15 protein-coding genes are annotated in these 15,663 nt (G+C 62.6%); 9 read left to right on the top strand and 6 right to left on the bottom strand.

What is annotated here, in order from left to right; genetic code table 11:
- Positions 1–1,437 (top strand): efflux transporter outer membrane subunit, encoded by a 1,437-nt coding sequence (locus D0550_RS26780; RefSeq protein WP_116812264.1) that lies wholly within the window; start codon positions 1–3, stop codon positions 1,435–1,437.
- Between the two features lie 42 nt (positions 1,438–1,479).
- Here D0550_RS26780 and D0550_RS35680 read toward each other — a convergent pair whose 3' ends face one another.
- Together D0550_RS35680 and D0550_RS26770 are read right to left on the bottom strand one after the other, a co-directional pair.
- Positions 1,480–1,914, bottom strand: coding sequence for a cyclophilin-like fold protein (locus D0550_RS35680; protein ID WP_349770748.1), 435 nt, complete (start codon positions 1,912–1,914; stop codon positions 1,480–1,482).
- A 150-nt stretch (positions 1,915–2,064) separates the two neighbouring features.
- The gene (locus D0550_RS26770; protein WP_116812283.1) at positions 2,065–3,276 is read right to left on the bottom strand and encodes an MFS transporter; all 1,212 of its coding nucleotides are present in this window, start codon (positions 3,274–3,276) and stop codon (positions 2,065–2,067) included.
- A gap of 133 nt (positions 3,277–3,409) precedes the next feature.
- Between D0550_RS26770 and D0550_RS26765 the strand changes: the two genes are divergently transcribed.
- The 5 genes from D0550_RS26765 (at position 3,410) to cyoD (ending at position 8,490) form a co-directional block, all read left to right on the top strand.
- A complete protein-coding gene (locus D0550_RS26765; RefSeq protein WP_116812263.1) occupies positions 3,410–4,297 on the top strand; it encodes a LysR family transcriptional regulator in 888 nt (295 codons plus the stop codon).
- Positions 4,298–4,446: 149 nt separating this feature from the next.
- A complete protein-coding gene (gene cyoA, locus D0550_RS26760; protein WP_116812262.1) occupies positions 4,447–5,373 on the top strand; it encodes a ubiquinol oxidase subunit II in 927 nt (308 codons plus the stop codon).
- Positions 5,374–5,375: 2 nt separating this feature from the next.
- The gene (locus D0550_RS26755; protein WP_116812261.1) at positions 5,376–7,388 is read left to right on the top strand and encodes a cbb3-type cytochrome c oxidase subunit I; all 2,013 of its coding nucleotides are present in this window, start codon (positions 5,376–5,378) and stop codon (positions 7,386–7,388) included.
- Complete coding sequence (locus D0550_RS26750) at positions 7,385–8,080, top strand: cytochrome c oxidase subunit 3 (RefSeq protein WP_116812260.1); 696 nt, start codon at positions 7,385–7,387, stop codon at positions 8,078–8,080. The genes D0550_RS26755 and D0550_RS26750 overlap by 4 nt, the downstream gene beginning before the upstream one ends.
- Positions 8,077–8,490, top strand: coding sequence for a cytochrome o ubiquinol oxidase subunit IV (gene cyoD, locus D0550_RS26745; RefSeq protein WP_206606564.1), 414 nt, complete (start codon positions 8,077–8,079; stop codon positions 8,488–8,490). Before D0550_RS26750 ends, cyoD begins: the two co-directional genes overlap by 4 nt.
- A 6-nt stretch (positions 8,491–8,496) precedes the next feature.
- On the opposite strand, the gene D0550_RS26740 is transcribed toward cyoD, so the two are convergent.
- From D0550_RS26740 to D0550_RS26730, 3 genes are all read right to left on the bottom strand, one after another.
- The gene (locus tag D0550_RS26740) at positions 8,497–9,501 is read right to left on the bottom strand and encodes a YihY/virulence factor BrkB family protein (protein ID WP_153067361.1); all 1,005 of its coding nucleotides are present in this window, start codon (positions 9,499–9,501) and stop codon (positions 8,497–8,499) included.
- Between the two features lie 87 nt (positions 9,502–9,588).
- Positions 9,589–10,116, bottom strand: coding sequence for a peptidase associated/transthyretin-like domain-containing protein (locus tag D0550_RS26735; RefSeq protein ID WP_116812258.1), 528 nt, complete (start codon positions 10,114–10,116; stop codon positions 9,589–9,591).
- Between the two features lie 144 nt (positions 10,117–10,260).
- A complete protein-coding gene (locus D0550_RS26730) occupies positions 10,261–11,145 on the bottom strand; it encodes a LysR substrate-binding domain-containing protein (protein ID WP_116812257.1) in 885 nt (294 codons plus the stop codon).
- A gap of 102 nt (positions 11,146–11,247) precedes the next feature.
- Between D0550_RS26730 and ilvD the strand changes: the two genes are divergently transcribed.
- Together ilvD and D0550_RS26720 are read left to right on the top strand one after the other, a co-directional pair.
- Positions 11,248–13,089, top strand: a complete 1,842-nt coding sequence (ilvD, locus tag D0550_RS26725; RefSeq protein ID WP_116812256.1) for a dihydroxy-acid dehydratase — start codon at positions 11,248–11,250, stop codon at positions 13,087–13,089.
- Positions 13,090–13,187: 98 nt separating this feature from the next.
- Entirely contained in the window at positions 13,188–14,402 is a 1,215-nt protein-coding gene (locus D0550_RS26720; protein WP_116812255.1) for an acyltransferase family protein, read from the top strand.
- Here the strand turns inward: D0550_RS26720 and D0550_RS26715 are convergent.
- Complete coding sequence (locus D0550_RS26715) at positions 14,359–15,273, bottom strand: LysR substrate-binding domain-containing protein (RefSeq protein ID WP_116812281.1); 915 nt, start codon at positions 15,271–15,273, stop codon at positions 14,359–14,361. The genes D0550_RS26720 and D0550_RS26715 overlap by 44 nt on opposite strands.
- 79 nt (positions 15,274–15,352) lie before the next feature.
- Between D0550_RS26715 and D0550_RS26710 the strand changes: the two genes are divergently transcribed.
- Positions 15,353–15,663, top strand: a 311-nt coding sequence (locus tag D0550_RS26710; protein ID WP_161966068.1) for a LysE family translocator, incomplete at its 3' end; no start/stop codon positions are given.

Here is a 15,663-nt window from a genome sequence, read left to right as displayed (position 1 = left end):
ATGCGAAGCAAGCTCTGGATCATTGTCAGTTCGACATTGCTGAGTGCATGTGCCGTCGGCCCCAACTTCGAGGCACCGGAACCTGCCTTGCCGCAACAGTGGCGCGCCACGACGGCAACCAACGACGCGGTCGAGCACGAATGGTGGAAACAATTCAACGACGCCACGCTCGATGCGCTCGTCGAGCGCGCACTGGCGAGCAATGCACAGGTCCAGGTCGCAACGCTGCGGGTCGTGCAAAGCCGGCTAGTCCGTGGCGTCGAGGCCGGTGCACGCTGGCCGCAGGTGAATGCCAGCGCCGCCTATTCGCGAGAACGACAGAGCGAGAACGGGACCGCCACCCGACTCATCGACCTGATCGCGCCCGGTCCCGGCGGCCAGGAAATCATCCAATTGCTCAGCGATCCCTTCAGTGTGTACCAGGGCGGCTTCGATGTCGGCTGGGAGCTGGACCTGTGGGGACGCGTGCGTCGCTCGGTAGAAGCGGCCGATGCCAACTTGCGGATGAGCGAAGAGGATTTACACGACGCGCAGCTATCGCTGGTCGGCGACGTCGTGCGCAGCTACCTGGAACTGCGAGGCGTCCAGGATCAACTGCGCATTGCGAATGCAGACGCCGCTGCCAGTGCGGACCTGGTGCAGCTCACGGAATACCGCGTCAAAGGCGGTCTGGTCGATCAACTCGACCTCGCCACTCAGCGAGCGCGTCTGGCGGAATCGAGATCTAACATTCCGCCATTGAGACAACAGGAAATCCAACTGGTCAGCGCACTGGCCGTGCTGCTCAACGCGGAACCCGGGGCACTCGACGCGCAACTCACGGGCACACCGTCGTCGTTCACTCTGCCCTCGGCGATTGCCGGGGGTGTGCCTTCAGAAGTCGCCCGACGACGTCCCGACATTCAACGGGCCGAAGCACAATTGCAGGCGGTCACCGCGGAAATCGGCGTCGCCGTCGCGGATCTATACCCGCGCTTCACTCTGACCGGCAGCTTCGTGCAACAGTCGCTGAGCGCATCGGACTTTTTCGATTGGGGATCCCGGCAGTGGTCGGTCGGTCCGAGTTTGAGCCTGCCGATTTTCGATGGCGGACGTCGGCGAACGGCCGTCGAGCTGCGCAAGCTCGACCAACAGCAGGCCGCTGTGACCTATCAGCAGACCGTACTGCGCGCGTGGCACGAGATCGAAAACGCACTGAGCGGATTCAGTGCCGAGCAGGAACACAATCGCGAGCTGGCGACCGCGCTCGCTGCCAGCCGCGATGCTTATGAGATTGCCCGAGTCCGATACAACCACGGCATGATCAATTATCTGGCCGAGCTCGATGCGCGCCGCACCTTGTTTCAAACGGAGCGCGCCTACAGTCAAAGCAACACGCAGCTAGGGACACAATGGGTCGCGGTCTACAAAGCACTCGGCGGTGCTTGGACGCCCTAGCGCGACCAGCCAGTCACCTCTCTGACGGGCACCAATCAGCAGCTAGTCTTTCGAAAACACGACCCTCACCTCGCGCCGGCCGAGCGCTTGGGCCAGGTCGCTAGGATCGTCTACGCGACCCAAGCGCGTATACGAATACGAAGAACGGAAGGTCTCGTAGAAAATCACGAGCGTACCGCTCCCATAGAGCAGGAGATCGCCGCTGCGGATCGTTCCGGGCCGGCTCGCGTCGGTGGGCAGCGCTCCCGGCAGCTCGGCGTGCTTCTCATTGCCGTTGAGCTCGTTCATGTCGAGCGCCAGTGGCAGCTGTGCCGCGAATGCGCGGGCGGCCGCGCTGTCGGCCAAGGTGATGGCAAAACGACGTTCGCCGACGGTCATCCACATGAGTGATTCTCCCAGTTTCACGGATGCCGCCGCGGCATCCTCGGCAACTGCAGCGAGGCCCGAGGGCGGGCTGGCCTCGGACCCGCCAAGCATCAGCAAGCCGAGCACGGCGCTCAGGTTGCGCAGGGCCCACCATCTGCAGATTCTGCGATATTTGTTATCGATAGCGCAGAAGCGCGCATCGCCGCTGCGCGTGCCAAGGATGGTCGTCGTCATGGCATGGCTCCTTGATCTGCCCGCAACTCAAGTGGCCCGCGCTGCCTGCGAGCGCGAAGTCAAAAGGGACAGCAGCGCTGCAAACAACAGCACGACCGCACTCGCCACGAAGGTACTTTGATATCCGCTGCCGTCGAACAGCAATCCGCCGACAGTCGAGCCCAGGGCGATGGCGAGCTGGATCATCGCCACCATCAGCCCACCGCCGGCCTCGGCATCCTTCGGCATGGTTTGCGCGATCCAGCTCCACCAGCCCACAGGCGCCGCAGTCGCCAGCAGACCCCACAATCCCAGCAACGAGGCGACCGCGGCGACCGACGTTCCAAAGGTAATCAGCGTCAAGGCAATCGCCGCCATCGCAAGGGGAATGACGATCAGAGTTCGATTCAAATCTCGTTTCAAGAACGTGCCGATGATCGCGGTGCCGACGAAACCCGCCACGCCAATCCCGAGCAGGATGAGCGACAGCGTCGACACATCAACGTGCGCCACCGTTTCCAGGAATGGCCGCACATACGTAAACAACGCGAACTGTCCCATGAAGAAGGCACCGCAGGCAGCCATCCCAAGAGCAATGGGCCGACGCTTGAACAGCCTGAAAACATTGCGCGAACCTGCCATGCGCTCAGCCTTCATGGCTGGCAGGCTGGTCCATTGCCAGACCAGGGCGAGCGCCGCGACCGGCACCAGACAGAAAAAAGCGCCCCGCCAGCCGATGATCGATCCCAGATAGCTGCCGAGCGGCGCGGCAACCACAGTGGCCAGCGCATTGCCACCATTGAAGACAGCCAATGCGCGTGGCACCTGACTCGCCGGGACCAGTCGCATGGCGGTGGCGGCAGACATCGACCAGAAGCCGCCAATCACTACGCCAATGAGGGCGCGACCGACCATGTAGGTCAGGTAGTTCGGCGCCAGCCCGACCATGACGCCGGACAGCGCCATCAACGCAGTTAGCATCAACAGCAGCGTCTTACGGTTCATGGTTCCAGCAAGCGTCGCAATCGACAAGCTGGTGAGCACCGCGAAAGCACCGGAGATGGCGATGCCCTGTCCGGCCAAGCCTTCGCTGACGTGCAGGTCTGCGGCCATCGGCGTCAGCAGGCTGACCGGCATGAACTCCGAGGCGATCAGCGCGAACACGCACAGCGTCATCGCAAAGACGCCGCTCCAATAGGCGGGTTGCACCGATGCCTCGTGTTGGGACGGGTCGGCGGGGGCGATTACTGAGCTATTCATGCCGTCGAAATTTCGCCGCCAGGCAAGGCAGGCCGGATCATTGTCCCCGCGCCGCATCTTCTCGATAAGACGATGAATGCTTTTATGCCTTATTAGTCACACTAATTAATCAGGCGTGCCAGACTAAGCCCCCATGGCACGACGCAATCTCAACGATCTGCTGGCCTTCGTCACGGTAGCCCGGGAAGGCAGCTTTACTCGAGCCAGTGCCCTTATGGGAGTGACGCAGTCGGCGCTCAGCCAGGCGATCAAGGGATTGGAACAGCGACTGGAAATTCGCCTGTTGACCCGCACCACCCGCAGCGTCTCGCCCACCCCCGCCGGCGAGCGGTTGCTGCAGGCCATCGGCAGTCGCTTCGATGAGATCGAGGCCGAGCTGGATGCGCTCACGGCACTACGAGACAAGCCCGCCGGCTCGGTTCGCATCACCAGTGGCGAGCACGTCCTGCGGACCATCCTGTTGCCCAAACTCATGCCGTTGATGCACGGCTATCCCGACGTTCAAATCGAATTCGATGTGAGCTACGGATTTCGCGACATCGTCGCCGATCGCTTCGATGCCGGCGTGCGACTGGGCGAAAGCATCGACAAGGACATGATCGCGATGCCGATCGGTCCCAAGCTACGCATGGCGGCAGTCGCCTCGCCCGCGTACTTCCAGAGATATCGCATCCCCAAAATACCCGCCGAGTTGACCAAGCATCGCTGCATCAACATCCGCTTCCCTACGCATGGCGGGCTGTACGTCTGGGAGTTCGAGCGGCGCGGCCGACACGTAAACGTGCGGGTCGATGGCCAAGTGACGTTCAATACATCCCCACCCGTCGTGCTTGGGGCACTTGACGGACTGGGCATCGCATTTCTTCCGGAAGAGGAATTCGCACCCCACATCGAAGCCGGACGCCTGACTCGGGTGCTGGAAGACTGGTGTCCGCCCTTCTCCGGCTATCACCTCTACTATCCCAGCCGGCGGCAACACTCCCCGGCTTTTTCCCTGGTCGTGGAGGCCTTGCGACTTTAGGAGCGAGCGCCTCTACCGTGCCCGAAGTGCGACTCACGCCGCTGCAACGCTGTCCGTAGATTGACAATGCGCCCGCCTGGGCGCGACTCGCTCGCGGAACACCTTTGCTTGCGGGAGATTCTATGCGCTTCCGGCAGGGAGGCTCCCGAATGGGTAGCCTGCATTTCACTCGACGCGCGCTGCATCGCGCGGGCCGTGGCGCGGTGCTGAGTCTGACGAGCGTCGGCCTCGCTGCCTGCTCGGGCGGCGTGCTCGACCCGCTCGGCCCGGTGGGCAGGGATGGGGCGACCATCCTGATCAACGCGACGGTCATCATGCTGGTGATCGTGATCCCGACCATCGTGCTCGCCTTCTGGATCGCCTGGCATTACCGCGCCTCGAACAGCAAAGCGGAGTACTTGCCCTACTGGTCCTACTCGGGACGGATCGAGGCGGTCGTGTGGTCCATTCCTACCCTCACCGTCATGTTCCTCGGCGGCGTGATCTGGATCGGCTCTTACAAGCTCGACCCGTTCCGGCCGCTGGACTCGGAGCACGCGCCGCTGGAGGTGCAGGTCGTTGCGCTCGACTGGAAATGGCTGTTCATCTATCCGCAGCAACACGTCGCGAGCCTCAATCATCTGGTCGTGCCGGCCGGCAGGCCGGTGCACTTTTCGATCACCTCCGCCAGCGTCTTCAACGTTTTCTTCGTACCGCAACTGGGCTCGATGATCTACGCCATGCCCGGCATGGTCTCGCAGCTGCACCTGCAGGCCGATAGCCCAGTAAAGATCTGGGGCATCTCGGCGCAATTCTCCGGCGATGGTTTCTCGGACATGCAGTTCGATGTGACGAGTGTGGCGCCGACGGAGTTCGACGGCTGGGTCGCACGCGCACGCAACAGTCCGGCGCTCGATCGGGCCGCGTACGCCGGCCTGCTCCATCAATCCCACAACGTGCCGCCCGCGACGTATGGAACGATCGATCCACATCTGTTCCATGCCGTGGCCACTCAGGAAATTCCTCCGGGCCCCGGCCCGCAGCCCGGCTCGTCAGGACATGCCGGACGTGAAGTGACGCCCGCCGGGAAGGATTGAACATGTTCGGCAAGCTCGACTGGTCGGCCATTCCCTTTTCGCAACCGCTGCCGTTGATTACTTCGTTCGTGCTCATTTTGCTTGTGCTCGGGCTGCTGATTCTCATCACCGTGAAGAAATGGTGGCCCTATCTCTGGCACGAGTGGATCACCAGCGTCGACCACAAGCGCATCGGCGTCATGTATTCCCTGCTCGGTATTTTGATGCTGATTCGAGGTTTCGCCGACGCCATCATGATGCGAACCCAGCAAGCGGTGGCGATCAACGCGGCAGGCTATCTGACGCCCGAGCATTACAACCAGATCTTCACCGCGCACGGCACGATCATGATTCTGTTCGGTGCCATGCCACTGGTGCTGGGCTTCATGAATTATCTGGTGCCGTTGCAACTTGGCGTTCGCGATGTGGCGTTCCCGACCTTCAATTCGGTGGGCTTCTGGCTGACTGCGAGTGGCGCGTTGCTGGTGAACGTGTCGTTGTTCATCGGCGAATTCGCGCGCACCGGCTGGCTGCCCTACCCACCGCTCAGCGAAACGACCTACACGCCCGGCGTCGGCGTCGACTACTACCTGTGGGCCGTGCAGATCTCGGGCATCGGTACCCTCATTACCGGCATCAACATCGTCACCACCGTATTGAAGATGAGATGTCGCGGCATGAGCTACTTGCGCATGCCCGTGTTTTGCTGGACGGCGCTCGCCTCGTGCCTGTTGATCGTCGCCACGTTCCCGATTCTCACCGCCGCGCTCGCGATGCTCACGCTGGATCGTTACGTCGACTGGAACTACTTCACCAACACGGCGGGCGGCAACCCGATGATGTTCGTGAATCTGGTGTGGGCCTGGGGACATCCGGAGGTCTACATCCTGGTGCTGCCCGCCTTTGGCATCTTCTCGGAAATATTCTCGACGTTCTCCGGCAAGCCGTTGTTCGGCTACCGCTCCATGGTCGCCGCCACGCTGTTCATCTGCATCGTTTCCATGTTGGTTTGGTTGCATCACTTCTTCACTATGGGCGCGGGCGCAGCAGTCAACACTTTCTTCGGGATCTCATCGAGCGTCATCGCGGTGGGCACCGGCGTGAAGATCTACAACTGGATCTTCACCATGTACGGCGGCCGCGTGCGCTTTGAAGTGCCGATGCTGTGGTCGCTCGGTTTCATCTTCACATTCATCATCGGCGGCCTGACGGGCGTGCTGCTCGCCGTGCCACCGGCGGACTTCCTGACCCACAACTCGATGTTCCTGGTGGCGCACTTCCACAACGTCATCGTGGGCGCCGTGGTATTTGGGGTGTTCGCAGGGCTGGAGTACTGGTTTCCGAAGGTCTTCGGCTTCGAGCTGCACAGGACCTGGGGCAAGGCTGCCTTCTGGTTCGCTTTCATCGGCTTCTGGGTGACTTTCACGCCGCTGTACGTGCTCGGCCTGCTCGGCATGACACGGCGGCTGCAGCACATCAACATCCCTGAGTGGGGGCCCTGGCTCTATGTGTCCGTGGCCGGCGTCGGCATCCTCATTCTTGGCGTGATCTCACAAGTGATCCAGCTGGTGGTCAGCATTCGCGACCGCAACAAGCTGCGCGATGTGACCGGCGATCCCTGGGACGGGCGTTCGCTCGAGTGGGCCACGCCCTCGCCACCGCCGTTCTTCAATTTCGCCGTCATGCCGAACGTCGAAGGCGAAGAAGCTTATTGGGGGATCAAGCTGCGCGCCGTCGAGACCCAGCAGCTGGCGCCGGAGCCGAAGTACGAGCCAATCGAAATGCCGCTGCACAGTGGCGTCGGCTTCTTCACGGCGTTTTTCACATCGGTGTTCGGTTTCGCCATGGTCTGGCACATCTGGTGGCTGGCCAGCCTCGCGCTGGTGCTGGCCATCGCCGGTTTTGTGGTCTTCGCCTGGCGTGACAAGCACGAGTTCGAAGTGCCGGTCGAGGAAGTCGCGCGGGTGGATCGCGCTCGACGCGAGGCACGCGAAGCGGCGCTCGCGCGGCTCGCCGAGCAAGGGGCACTGCCGTGAGCTCCAGAGGGCTGCCCGCCAGCCTCGAAGCGATTCGCCGCGTTCGTGAAGATCCGCACCGTCTCGGCCATCGCCCGCATGCGCCGGGAGAGGCGGTCGAAGGCGCCGGACATGGCACGACCGGCCCCGCCAGCAAACGAATCCTGGTCGGCTACGGGTTCTGGATCTTCCTGCTCAGCGATATCGTCATCTTCTCTTGTTTCTTTGCGGCCTTCGCCGTGCAAAAGCACGCGACCGCCGGCGGGCCGACGATGACGGACATCGTCGAGATCGACCGCCTGGCCTGGCAGACGGCGATGCTGCTGCTGTCGAGCTACGTGTGCATGCTCGGGTTCGCGGCCATGAACGTGAGAAATCGCTTATGGACGCAGATTTTTCTGGCGATCACGGGACTGTTCGGACTGGCCTTTCTGCTGCTCGAGGTGCAGGAGTTCATCGAGCTGGCGGAGCGCGGCTTCACGCCGCAGCGAAGCGGCATGCTGACCGCCTTCTTCGGGCTGGTCGGCCTGCATGGCGTACACGTCGCCGCCGGTGGACTGTGGCTGGCCACCATGATGGCGCAAATCCAGGTCAAGGGATTTCGCCGCGAGATCATTCACCGGATGATCTGTTTCAACCTGTTCTGGCACGCCCTCGACATCGTCTGGATCGGCATCTTTACCATCGTCTATCTCATTCCGAGCCGCCCATGAGCACCTCCGAATCCGATCCGCGTCTGCCCGCTGATGTCCTGGACGAGATGGAAGACCACGCGCCCGGCGACGAACCGCCGGAGGAAGGCAGTCATTGGGTGCGCAACGCGAACTACGGCCTCGGCTTTTCGATCCTGCTCACCGTCGGCGCCTTCCTGCTGGCCGGTTCGAACATCATCTACACGCCTGCCATCCCGGTGGCGCTGATCGTACTGGCGATCGCCCAGATGGGCGTGCACCTGGTGTTCTTTCTGCACATCACGACCGGCCCGGACAACACCAACAATGTGCTGGCGCTGGCCTTCGGCATCCTGGTTGTGTTCGTCGTCGTCCTCGGCTCGATCTGGATCATGAGCCATCTGCACGAGAATATGATGCCGATGGACCAGCTGATGAAGATGCAGCCGTAGGCCGCGTCACTGATTCTTCAGTTCCCCTGCGCTCGGACCCACCGTGTCGGCGGAGTACGCGCCGCGTCTGCCCATGGGCTTCGGCTCGCCCTCAGTCGTGTCCTTTTTGGTTTGCCGTTCCATTTCGGAATTGATCTCGGCGCCGAGAATGATGACGTAGCCGGTCAGGTAGAACCACATGAGCAATATGACCACGCCCCCCAACGCGCCATAGGTCTGGTCATAGCGGCCCCAGTTCTGCGCGTACACCGCAAACAGCACGCTGGCGGCCAGCCACAATGTTGCTGCGATCAGTGATCCTGGCGTGATCCAACGCCATTGCGCTTCGCGCCGATCCGGTGCGAAGCGATAGACGATCGCGAGGCCAAGCACCGCCGCGGCGAACAAGAGCAGCCAACGCGCCACCAACAATACCCCCTGAGTCGCCGCCCCCAGCGGCACGAGCGATAGCACCAGCGGAACCGCGATCCCCAACAGCAGGACCACCAGAAAACCCATGATGCCGCCGACGGTAAATGCCAGCGACACGAACAGCTGCTTGAAAAATCCGCGATGCTCGCGTTGATTGTAGGCAACGTTGGTTGCCGTCATGAGCGCGACCATGCCCTGGCGCGAGCTCCATAGAGCCAATGCGATGCCGATCAGGATTCCAGCGCTGAGCGTGCTCTGGGGATGCTGCGAAAGAATGGTCAGGCGCTGCTGCAGGATCATTTGCGCCTGCTGCGGCAGGACCGGAGCGACTTGCTGGATGTGATTGGCGATATCGGCGGGCGAGGCAAACAGCCCGTAAATCGATACAACAGCCGCCAGCGCTGGGAACGCCGCGAGTAGCGCATACATCGCCAGGCCAGCGGCGATGATGCTCACATTGTCCGCGGTCAGCTCTTTTTGGACACGCCTCGCGATGTCCCACCACCCGCGCGCCGGAATCTCTCGAGGGCGCTCCGCGGCTCGTCCGCGGTGCTCTCGGAGATTTTCCATACCAACGTCGGCGTGAGCTTGACGTGCCATGACCGTCGTGAACAGACCCACAACGGCAATCGCTCAACGACGATCGGGGTTCCCGACGGCCTGACGGCCGTCGGCAACCGAGAAACATTACTTCACCCGCACCATCGCCATACGCTCCGACGGCGTCAGCTCGGATTCGAGCACGACCACGAAGCCAGTCTTGTTCTTGATCATCGCGACCTGGCCGCTTGCCAGCTTGCGGTCGATCTTTTCCGGCGTGATGTTCCACATGGCGCCTGTTGCTGGATCCACCGCCAGCATGCCAATCAAGCCGCCGAACACCAGATTGCCCCAGTACCAGCCGGACATCTTCGGGGTCAGCTCGATCTCGGTCGGCTTGTAGCCCGGCATCTCCAGCCGCAGCGTATAGCTCTGGCCCGAGAAGTAGCCTCCCTTGGGATCGAGCGAAATCGTGCACGGGGTCTTTTCCACCGCCACGACGTCCATGATGCCGCCGCCGCTCTTGCGCACCGACGCCGTCGCGCCGGGCGGTTGGGTGGCAATGGAGATGTCTCGATTGCCGCCATTGACGATGGATGCGCAGCCGCCTGTAAACAAGCTGGCCCCCAGGATTCCGAATGCGAGCGCGCCCCGAACCAACCTGTTCCGACTCATGCCGTCCTCCGCTGAATGATATTTGTTCTATCCGTTTCGCAACGGGCGATGGACGCTAGCTGTGGCGCTCAGAATTCGTCAACGATTTCCTCACAGAATTACGACGCAGTCGTCAGTTCACCCGGACCCGGTTCGCTCGCGCCGTTAGCCGCTGGCGCTACGAAGCGCGGCGATGAAATGTTCAACCAGCGGAGTACTCGCTCCCCGTGCTCGCAGGACGCCCAGCTCGACCCGTGCCGGCTTGCCTCGCAAGCGTCGGTATTGAACCCCCCGACGTTTCAGATTGCGCACCGATGCAGGCACCAGGGCGAATCCCATGCCGCTGGATACCAGACTGATGACGGTCTGCATCTGACGCGCATGCTGAGTAATGCGCGGTACGAAGCCGAAGGCGCGGCAGTGGTCCTGCACGAGATCGTAAAGGCCAGGGGCGATATCACGAGGCGGAATGATGAAGCTTTCCTTGGCGAGGGCCCGCAGATCGACCGCCCCCTCGCCCTTGGCGAGCGGATGATTCGCAGGCGCTGCCAGCACCAGCTCCTCGTGCAATAGAACGTCGAACTGCAGGTCCGGCTCGTTCACGGGCCCCAGCGCGATGCCAAGATCCAGGCGCGAGGCCCGCAGCTCACGAATTTGCGCGTCGGTCGTCAGCTCATGCAATTGAACTTCCACCAGCGGCCGGCTGGCACGAAAACCCTTCAGAGCCGGCGGCAGCACGCCGTAGTCGGCGATCGACACGAAGCCGATGGCGAGCATGCCGATCTCGCCCCGATCGGCCCGTGCCGCCGCGCTTTTCGCGTGCTCGATCCGGGCAAGGGCCCCACGCACCTCCTCGAAAAACGCGGCGCCGGCGACGGTGAGCGAGACGCCGCGAGTCGTGCGTTCGAGCAGTCTCACACCGATCTCATCCTCCAGCGCCTTGATCTGGACCGACAGCGGCGGCTGCGAGACATGCAGCAGCTGCGCCGCCCGCGAGAAGCTGCCCGCCTCGGCGACCGCAATGAAATAGCGCAGCTGACGCAGTTCCACTATTCGTAAACCCTATAGCGACCCTCTGTCGATTGTATTGGCGGGTATAGCGCACGCCAAGCCAGACTCGCCCTCCCAGCCGAAGTCGCCAGGAGCTTCACCGTGCCCGTCTATCGTTCCCGTACCAGTACTGCCGGCCGCAACATGGCGGGCGCGCGTTCCCTGTGGCGCGCCACCGGCATGCGAGACGAAGACTTCAGCAAGCCCATCATCGCGGTGGCCAACTCTTTTACTCAGTTCGTCCCGGGCCACGTGCATCTGAAGGACCTCGGGCAGCTGGTCATCGAGGAGATCGAGCGCGTCGGTGGCGTGGGCAAGGAGTTCAACACCATCGCGGTCGATGACGGCATCGCCATGGGCCACGACGGCATGCTCTACAGCCTGCCCTCGCGCGACATCATTGCGGACAGCGTGGAGTACATGTGTAACGCCCACACCGCCGACGCGCTGGTGTGCATCTCGAACTGCGACAAGATCACGCCGGGCATGCTCATGGCAGCGCTGCGGCTGAACATTCCGGTGGTGTTCGTTTCGGGCGGTCCCATGGAAGCGGGCAAGACGCGACTCGCCGACAAGGATGTGTCGCTCGATCTGGTCGATGCCATCGTCGCTGCCGCGAACGACCAGGTGTCGGACGCCGACGTGCAACGGATCGAACGCTCCGCCTGCCCCACCTGCGGATCCTGCTCGGGCATGTTCACCGCCAACTCGATGAACTGCCTCACCGAAGCGCTCGGCCTTTCCCTCCCCGGCAATGGCTCACTGGTCGCCACGCATGCGGATCGGGAGCAGTTGTTTCGTCGAGCCGGACGGACCATCGTCGAGCTGACCAAACGCTACTACCTCAACGACGACGCTCGCGTTTTGCCCCGAAACATTGCCAGCAAGGCGGCCTTCGACAACGCCATGTGCCTGGACATCGCCATGGGCGGCTCGACCAACACGGTGCTGCATCTGTTGGCCGCCGCGCAGGAAGGTGAGATTGGCTTCAGCATGAGCGACATCGATCGGCTGTCGCGCAAGGTGCCCGTACTGTGCAAGGTGGCACCGTCGAGTCATTACCACATGGAAGACGTGCATCGGGCCGGCGGTGTCATGGCGATTCTCGGCGAGCTGGATCGCGCCGGGCTGCTGGACACCTCGGTCGCGACGGTTCATGCCGATTCGCTGGCGAAAGCGCTGGAAACCTGGGACGTAATGCGGACGACGGATACGGCCGTGCGCGACTTCTATCGCGCCGGTCCGGCAGGCATTCGTACTCAAACGGCGTTCTCGCAGAGTTGTCGGTATCCGCAGCTCGATGTCGATCGCGGCGCAGGTTGCATCCGTTCGTCTGAATCCGCCCATCGGCGCGATGGCGGCCTGGCCGTGCTCTACGGCAATCTCGCCGAGCGTGGCTGCATCGTCAAAACCGCAGGCGTCGATGAGAGCATGTTGAGCTTCACCGGTCCGGCGGTGGTCGTCGAAAGTCAGGATGCAGCGGTGGAAGCCATTCTCGGCGGCAAAGTGAAAGCCGGCGATGTGGTCATCATCCGCTACGAAGGTCCGCGCGGCGGGCCCGGCATGCAGGAAATGCTCTACCCCACCAGCTATCTCAAATCCAAAGGGCTCGGCAAAGTGTGCGCGCTGATCACCGATGGTCGCTTCTCAGGCGCGACCTCCGGGTTGTCGATCGGTCATGTCTCTCCCGAAGCCGCGGAAGGCGGCAACATCGGCTTGATCGAAACCGGCGATATCATCGTGATCGACATTGCCACCCGCAGCGTGCGCGTCGATGTGACTGACGAAGAACTGGCCCGTCGTCGCGCCAGCAAATCCATCGACGGCTGGAAACCAAGCGCACCGCGCCCTCGTCAGGTCAGTCAGGCACTCAAGGCCTATGCGAAGTTGGTCACGAGTGCGGACAAAGGCGCCGTTCGCGATGTGAAGCTACTCGCTGACTAGCAAGAGCCGCTCCCTGCGCCTGCAGCACGCGTCGGCCAAGCATCGTGAGCAGCAGTGTTGGCTTATGATTGCTGCGTCGGACTCAGGAACGGCTGGATATGGAAATATCGACGCACGAGGCAGATGCGGCCGGCATTCGCCAGGCCGCTGTTATAACAGTTCCTTCACTCGCCTCTTCCCGGGCCGCCGGGCCCGATCTGCTGCGTGCGCTCGCCATCCTGCTCGTGATGCTCTGGCACCTTCCGCGGCCAGCCACTCCCGTCTTTCTACAGCAGCTCAAGCAGTACGGCTGGACAGGCGTCGATCTGTTCTTCGTGCTCAGCGGCTATCTGATTGGTACCCAACTGTTCGTACGGCTCGCCCGAGGACAGCGTCTCAGCCTGCCGGATTTCTATTTCAAACGTGCGATGCGAATCATGCCGGCGTTCCTGGCGGTACTGGCCGTGTACGTGCTGCTGCCAGGCCTGCGAGAGGACCCGACGATGCAGGCACCGTGGCGATTTCTGACTTTCACCATGAACTTCGGGCTGGACTACCGGGTGACCGGCGCGTTCACCCAAGCCTGGTCCCTGTGTGTCGAGGAACATTTCTATCTGGTCTTCCCCTTGCTGGTGTTGATCCTCAGCCGGCTTCGCTGGCAGGGATGGGTGCTGGTGCTGTCCTTCGGCGTGCTGTTCGGCGGGATGGTGCTGCGTGCACTCATCTGGCAGGACGCGATGACAGCACCGTTGGCTGAGCAGGCGACTGCCAGCCTCGCACCCACTTATCTGAAAGCGATCTACTATCCGACGTACTGCCGGCTCGATGGTCTGCTGTTCGGAGTGCTGCTCGCTGCCTGCAAGGCCTTCAGGCCAGAGCAATGGCGAAAGTACGTCCAGCCACGCTGGGCTTTAGTCGTGGGAGTCATCGCGCTGGCACTGGCCGTCGGCGCCTTTCACTATCCAGCCACGCCTGGCTTTCGAGGGCCGATCCTGACCTGGGTCGGAGCAACCGTGGGCTACCCTTTGCTCTCGCTCGGCTGCGCGTGCATTCTGGCAGCGTCACTGGAGTGGGAACGAGCCTTCGGCAGTTGGCGTGTGCCTGGAGCCGGCACGATCGCTATTCTCTCGTACAGCATCTATCTGTCGCACAAGCTGACCTCGCATGCCAACGAGCTGCTGTTCGGCAAAGACGCGATGATTGGCGTCGGCGGTTTCGTACTCTACTTCGTCAGCAGCATCGCGGTGGCCGCGGTGCTGTGGCTCGCCGTCGAGCGACCGTTCCTGCAGCTCAGGGATCGAATTTTGTCGCGTCGGATTGGCCCTGCTCCCTGAGCCAGTCGATCACTGCCGACACCGCGGGCAAGTGGCGGGGCCGCTGCGGGAGCACCAGCCAGTAAGCGGGCCCGATCGCGACCTGTAACGAACCGAGAGGTCGCAGCAGTCTGCCTGAGGAAACATCTTGCATCGCCAGTCGATGGCGAGCCAATGCAACGCCGTGGCCCTGCTCTGCCGCGCGCAGAACCAGATCCGACGATGCGAAGCGCGGACCGTTGCGCACATTGAGCGAGCGCGGTCCATGAGCACGCCGCCACAGCTCCCACGTTGCATTCGGATCGCGATCGTGCAGCAGGCGCAGCCTCACCAGATCTTCCGGGCGGCTCGGGCGGCGCGACCGCTTCCAGAAATCCGCGCTCATCACTGGATAGAGAACCTCGTCCATGAGCGGCTCACAGCGCAGACCGGGCCATGGGCCGCGCCCCATGCGAATGGCAAAGTCCACGTCCGCTGCATCCGGATCCACGAGCTTTTGCTCGACGACGATAGAGATCTCGATTCGAGGCAGGCTTGATTCCAGCGCCGACAGTCGCGGCAGCAGCCAGCGCGCCGCGAACGACGGTGCAGTGGCGATCGTGACCGAACGACCCGAGCGCGCCTCGCGCATCGAAGCGATTGTCTGCTCGATACCTCGAAGCCCGGCAAGGGTTGCGCGCCCGAGCGCTTCGCCCTGAGCAGTAAACGTCAGGCCGCCGCGGCCCCGGTGTCCTTCCCTGATCAGTGGCACCCCCAGCCAGCGATCGAGCTCCACCAGATGTCGGCTGATCGACGAGTGTGCAACCCCGAGCTCACGCGCGGCCGCACGCACGCCACCGTGCGTGTAGACCGCAGCAAACGCACGCAGCGCATTCAACGGCAAATCTCGCATGGTCACAATCTTAGACCAAAACCCGCCACCGCCAGACCACCGCCCTCGCAATAATCTGCTTGGTGAAGGAGAGATGGGAATGCTTGCACTGCTCAGCGTGGCCGGGCTGGTCGCCGTCGCGGCCATCACGCCAGGACCGAACAATTTCGTGGTCATGCACGTCGCGGCCCGCGCAGGCATCGTCAGAGCGCTGCCCGTGATCGCCATGATCGTGCTGGGCTCGATCGTCTTGCTGACGCTGGCGACGACCGGCGCAGGTACCGTGCTCGAAGCGCGGCCGGCGCTTGCACGTGCCCTCACTATCGCCGGCTGTCTGTATCTATCGTGGATGGGGATATCGCTGCTGCTCGCGCGAGACCAGGCCTGTCTCTTATACACATCTGACGCTGG

It is taken from the genome of Steroidobacter cummioxidans (assembly GCF_003104955.1).
This window is presented reverse-complemented; position numbering and strand designations above follow the sequence as displayed.

What these genes read in the sequence shown, in the direction of transcription:
- D0550_RS26780 (WP_116812264.1), top strand. Translation starts at nt 1, where the DNA reads ATGCGAAGCAAGCTCTGGATCATTGTCAGTTCGACATTGCTGAGTGCA.
- D0550_RS35680 (WP_349770748.1), bottom strand. Translation starts at nt 1,914, where the DNA reads ATGCTTGGCGGGTCCGAGGCCAGCCCGCCCTCGGGCCTCGCTGCAGTT.
- D0550_RS26770 (WP_116812283.1), bottom strand. Translation starts at nt 3,276, where the DNA reads ATGAATAGCTCAGTAATCGCCCCCGCCGACCCGTCCCAACACGAGGCA.
- D0550_RS26765 (WP_116812263.1), top strand. Translation starts at nt 3,410, where the DNA reads ATGGCACGACGCAATCTCAACGATCTGCTGGCCTTCGTCACGGTAGCC.
- cyoA (WP_116812262.1), top strand. Translation starts at nt 4,447, where the DNA reads ATGGGTAGCCTGCATTTCACTCGACGCGCGCTGCATCGCGCGGGCCGT.
- D0550_RS26755 (WP_116812261.1), top strand. Translation starts at nt 5,376, where the DNA reads ATGTTCGGCAAGCTCGACTGGTCGGCCATTCCCTTTTCGCAACCGCTG.
- cyoD (WP_206606564.1), top strand. Translation starts at nt 8,077, where the DNA reads ATGAGCACCTCCGAATCCGATCCGCGTCTGCCCGCTGATGTCCTGGAC.
- D0550_RS26740 (WP_153067361.1), bottom strand. Translation starts at nt 9,501, where the DNA reads ATGGCACGTCAAGCTCACGCCGACGTTGGTATGGAAAATCTCCGAGAG.
- D0550_RS26735 (WP_116812258.1), bottom strand. Translation starts at nt 10,116, where the DNA reads ATGAGTCGGAACAGGTTGGTTCGGGGCGCGCTCGCATTCGGAATCCTG.
- D0550_RS26720 (WP_116812255.1), top strand. Translation starts at nt 13,188, where the DNA reads ATGGAAATATCGACGCACGAGGCAGATGCGGCCGGCATTCGCCAGGCC.
- D0550_RS26715 (WP_116812281.1), bottom strand. Translation starts at nt 15,273, where the DNA reads ATGCGAGATTTGCCGTTGAATGCGCTGCGTGCGTTTGCTGCGGTCTAC.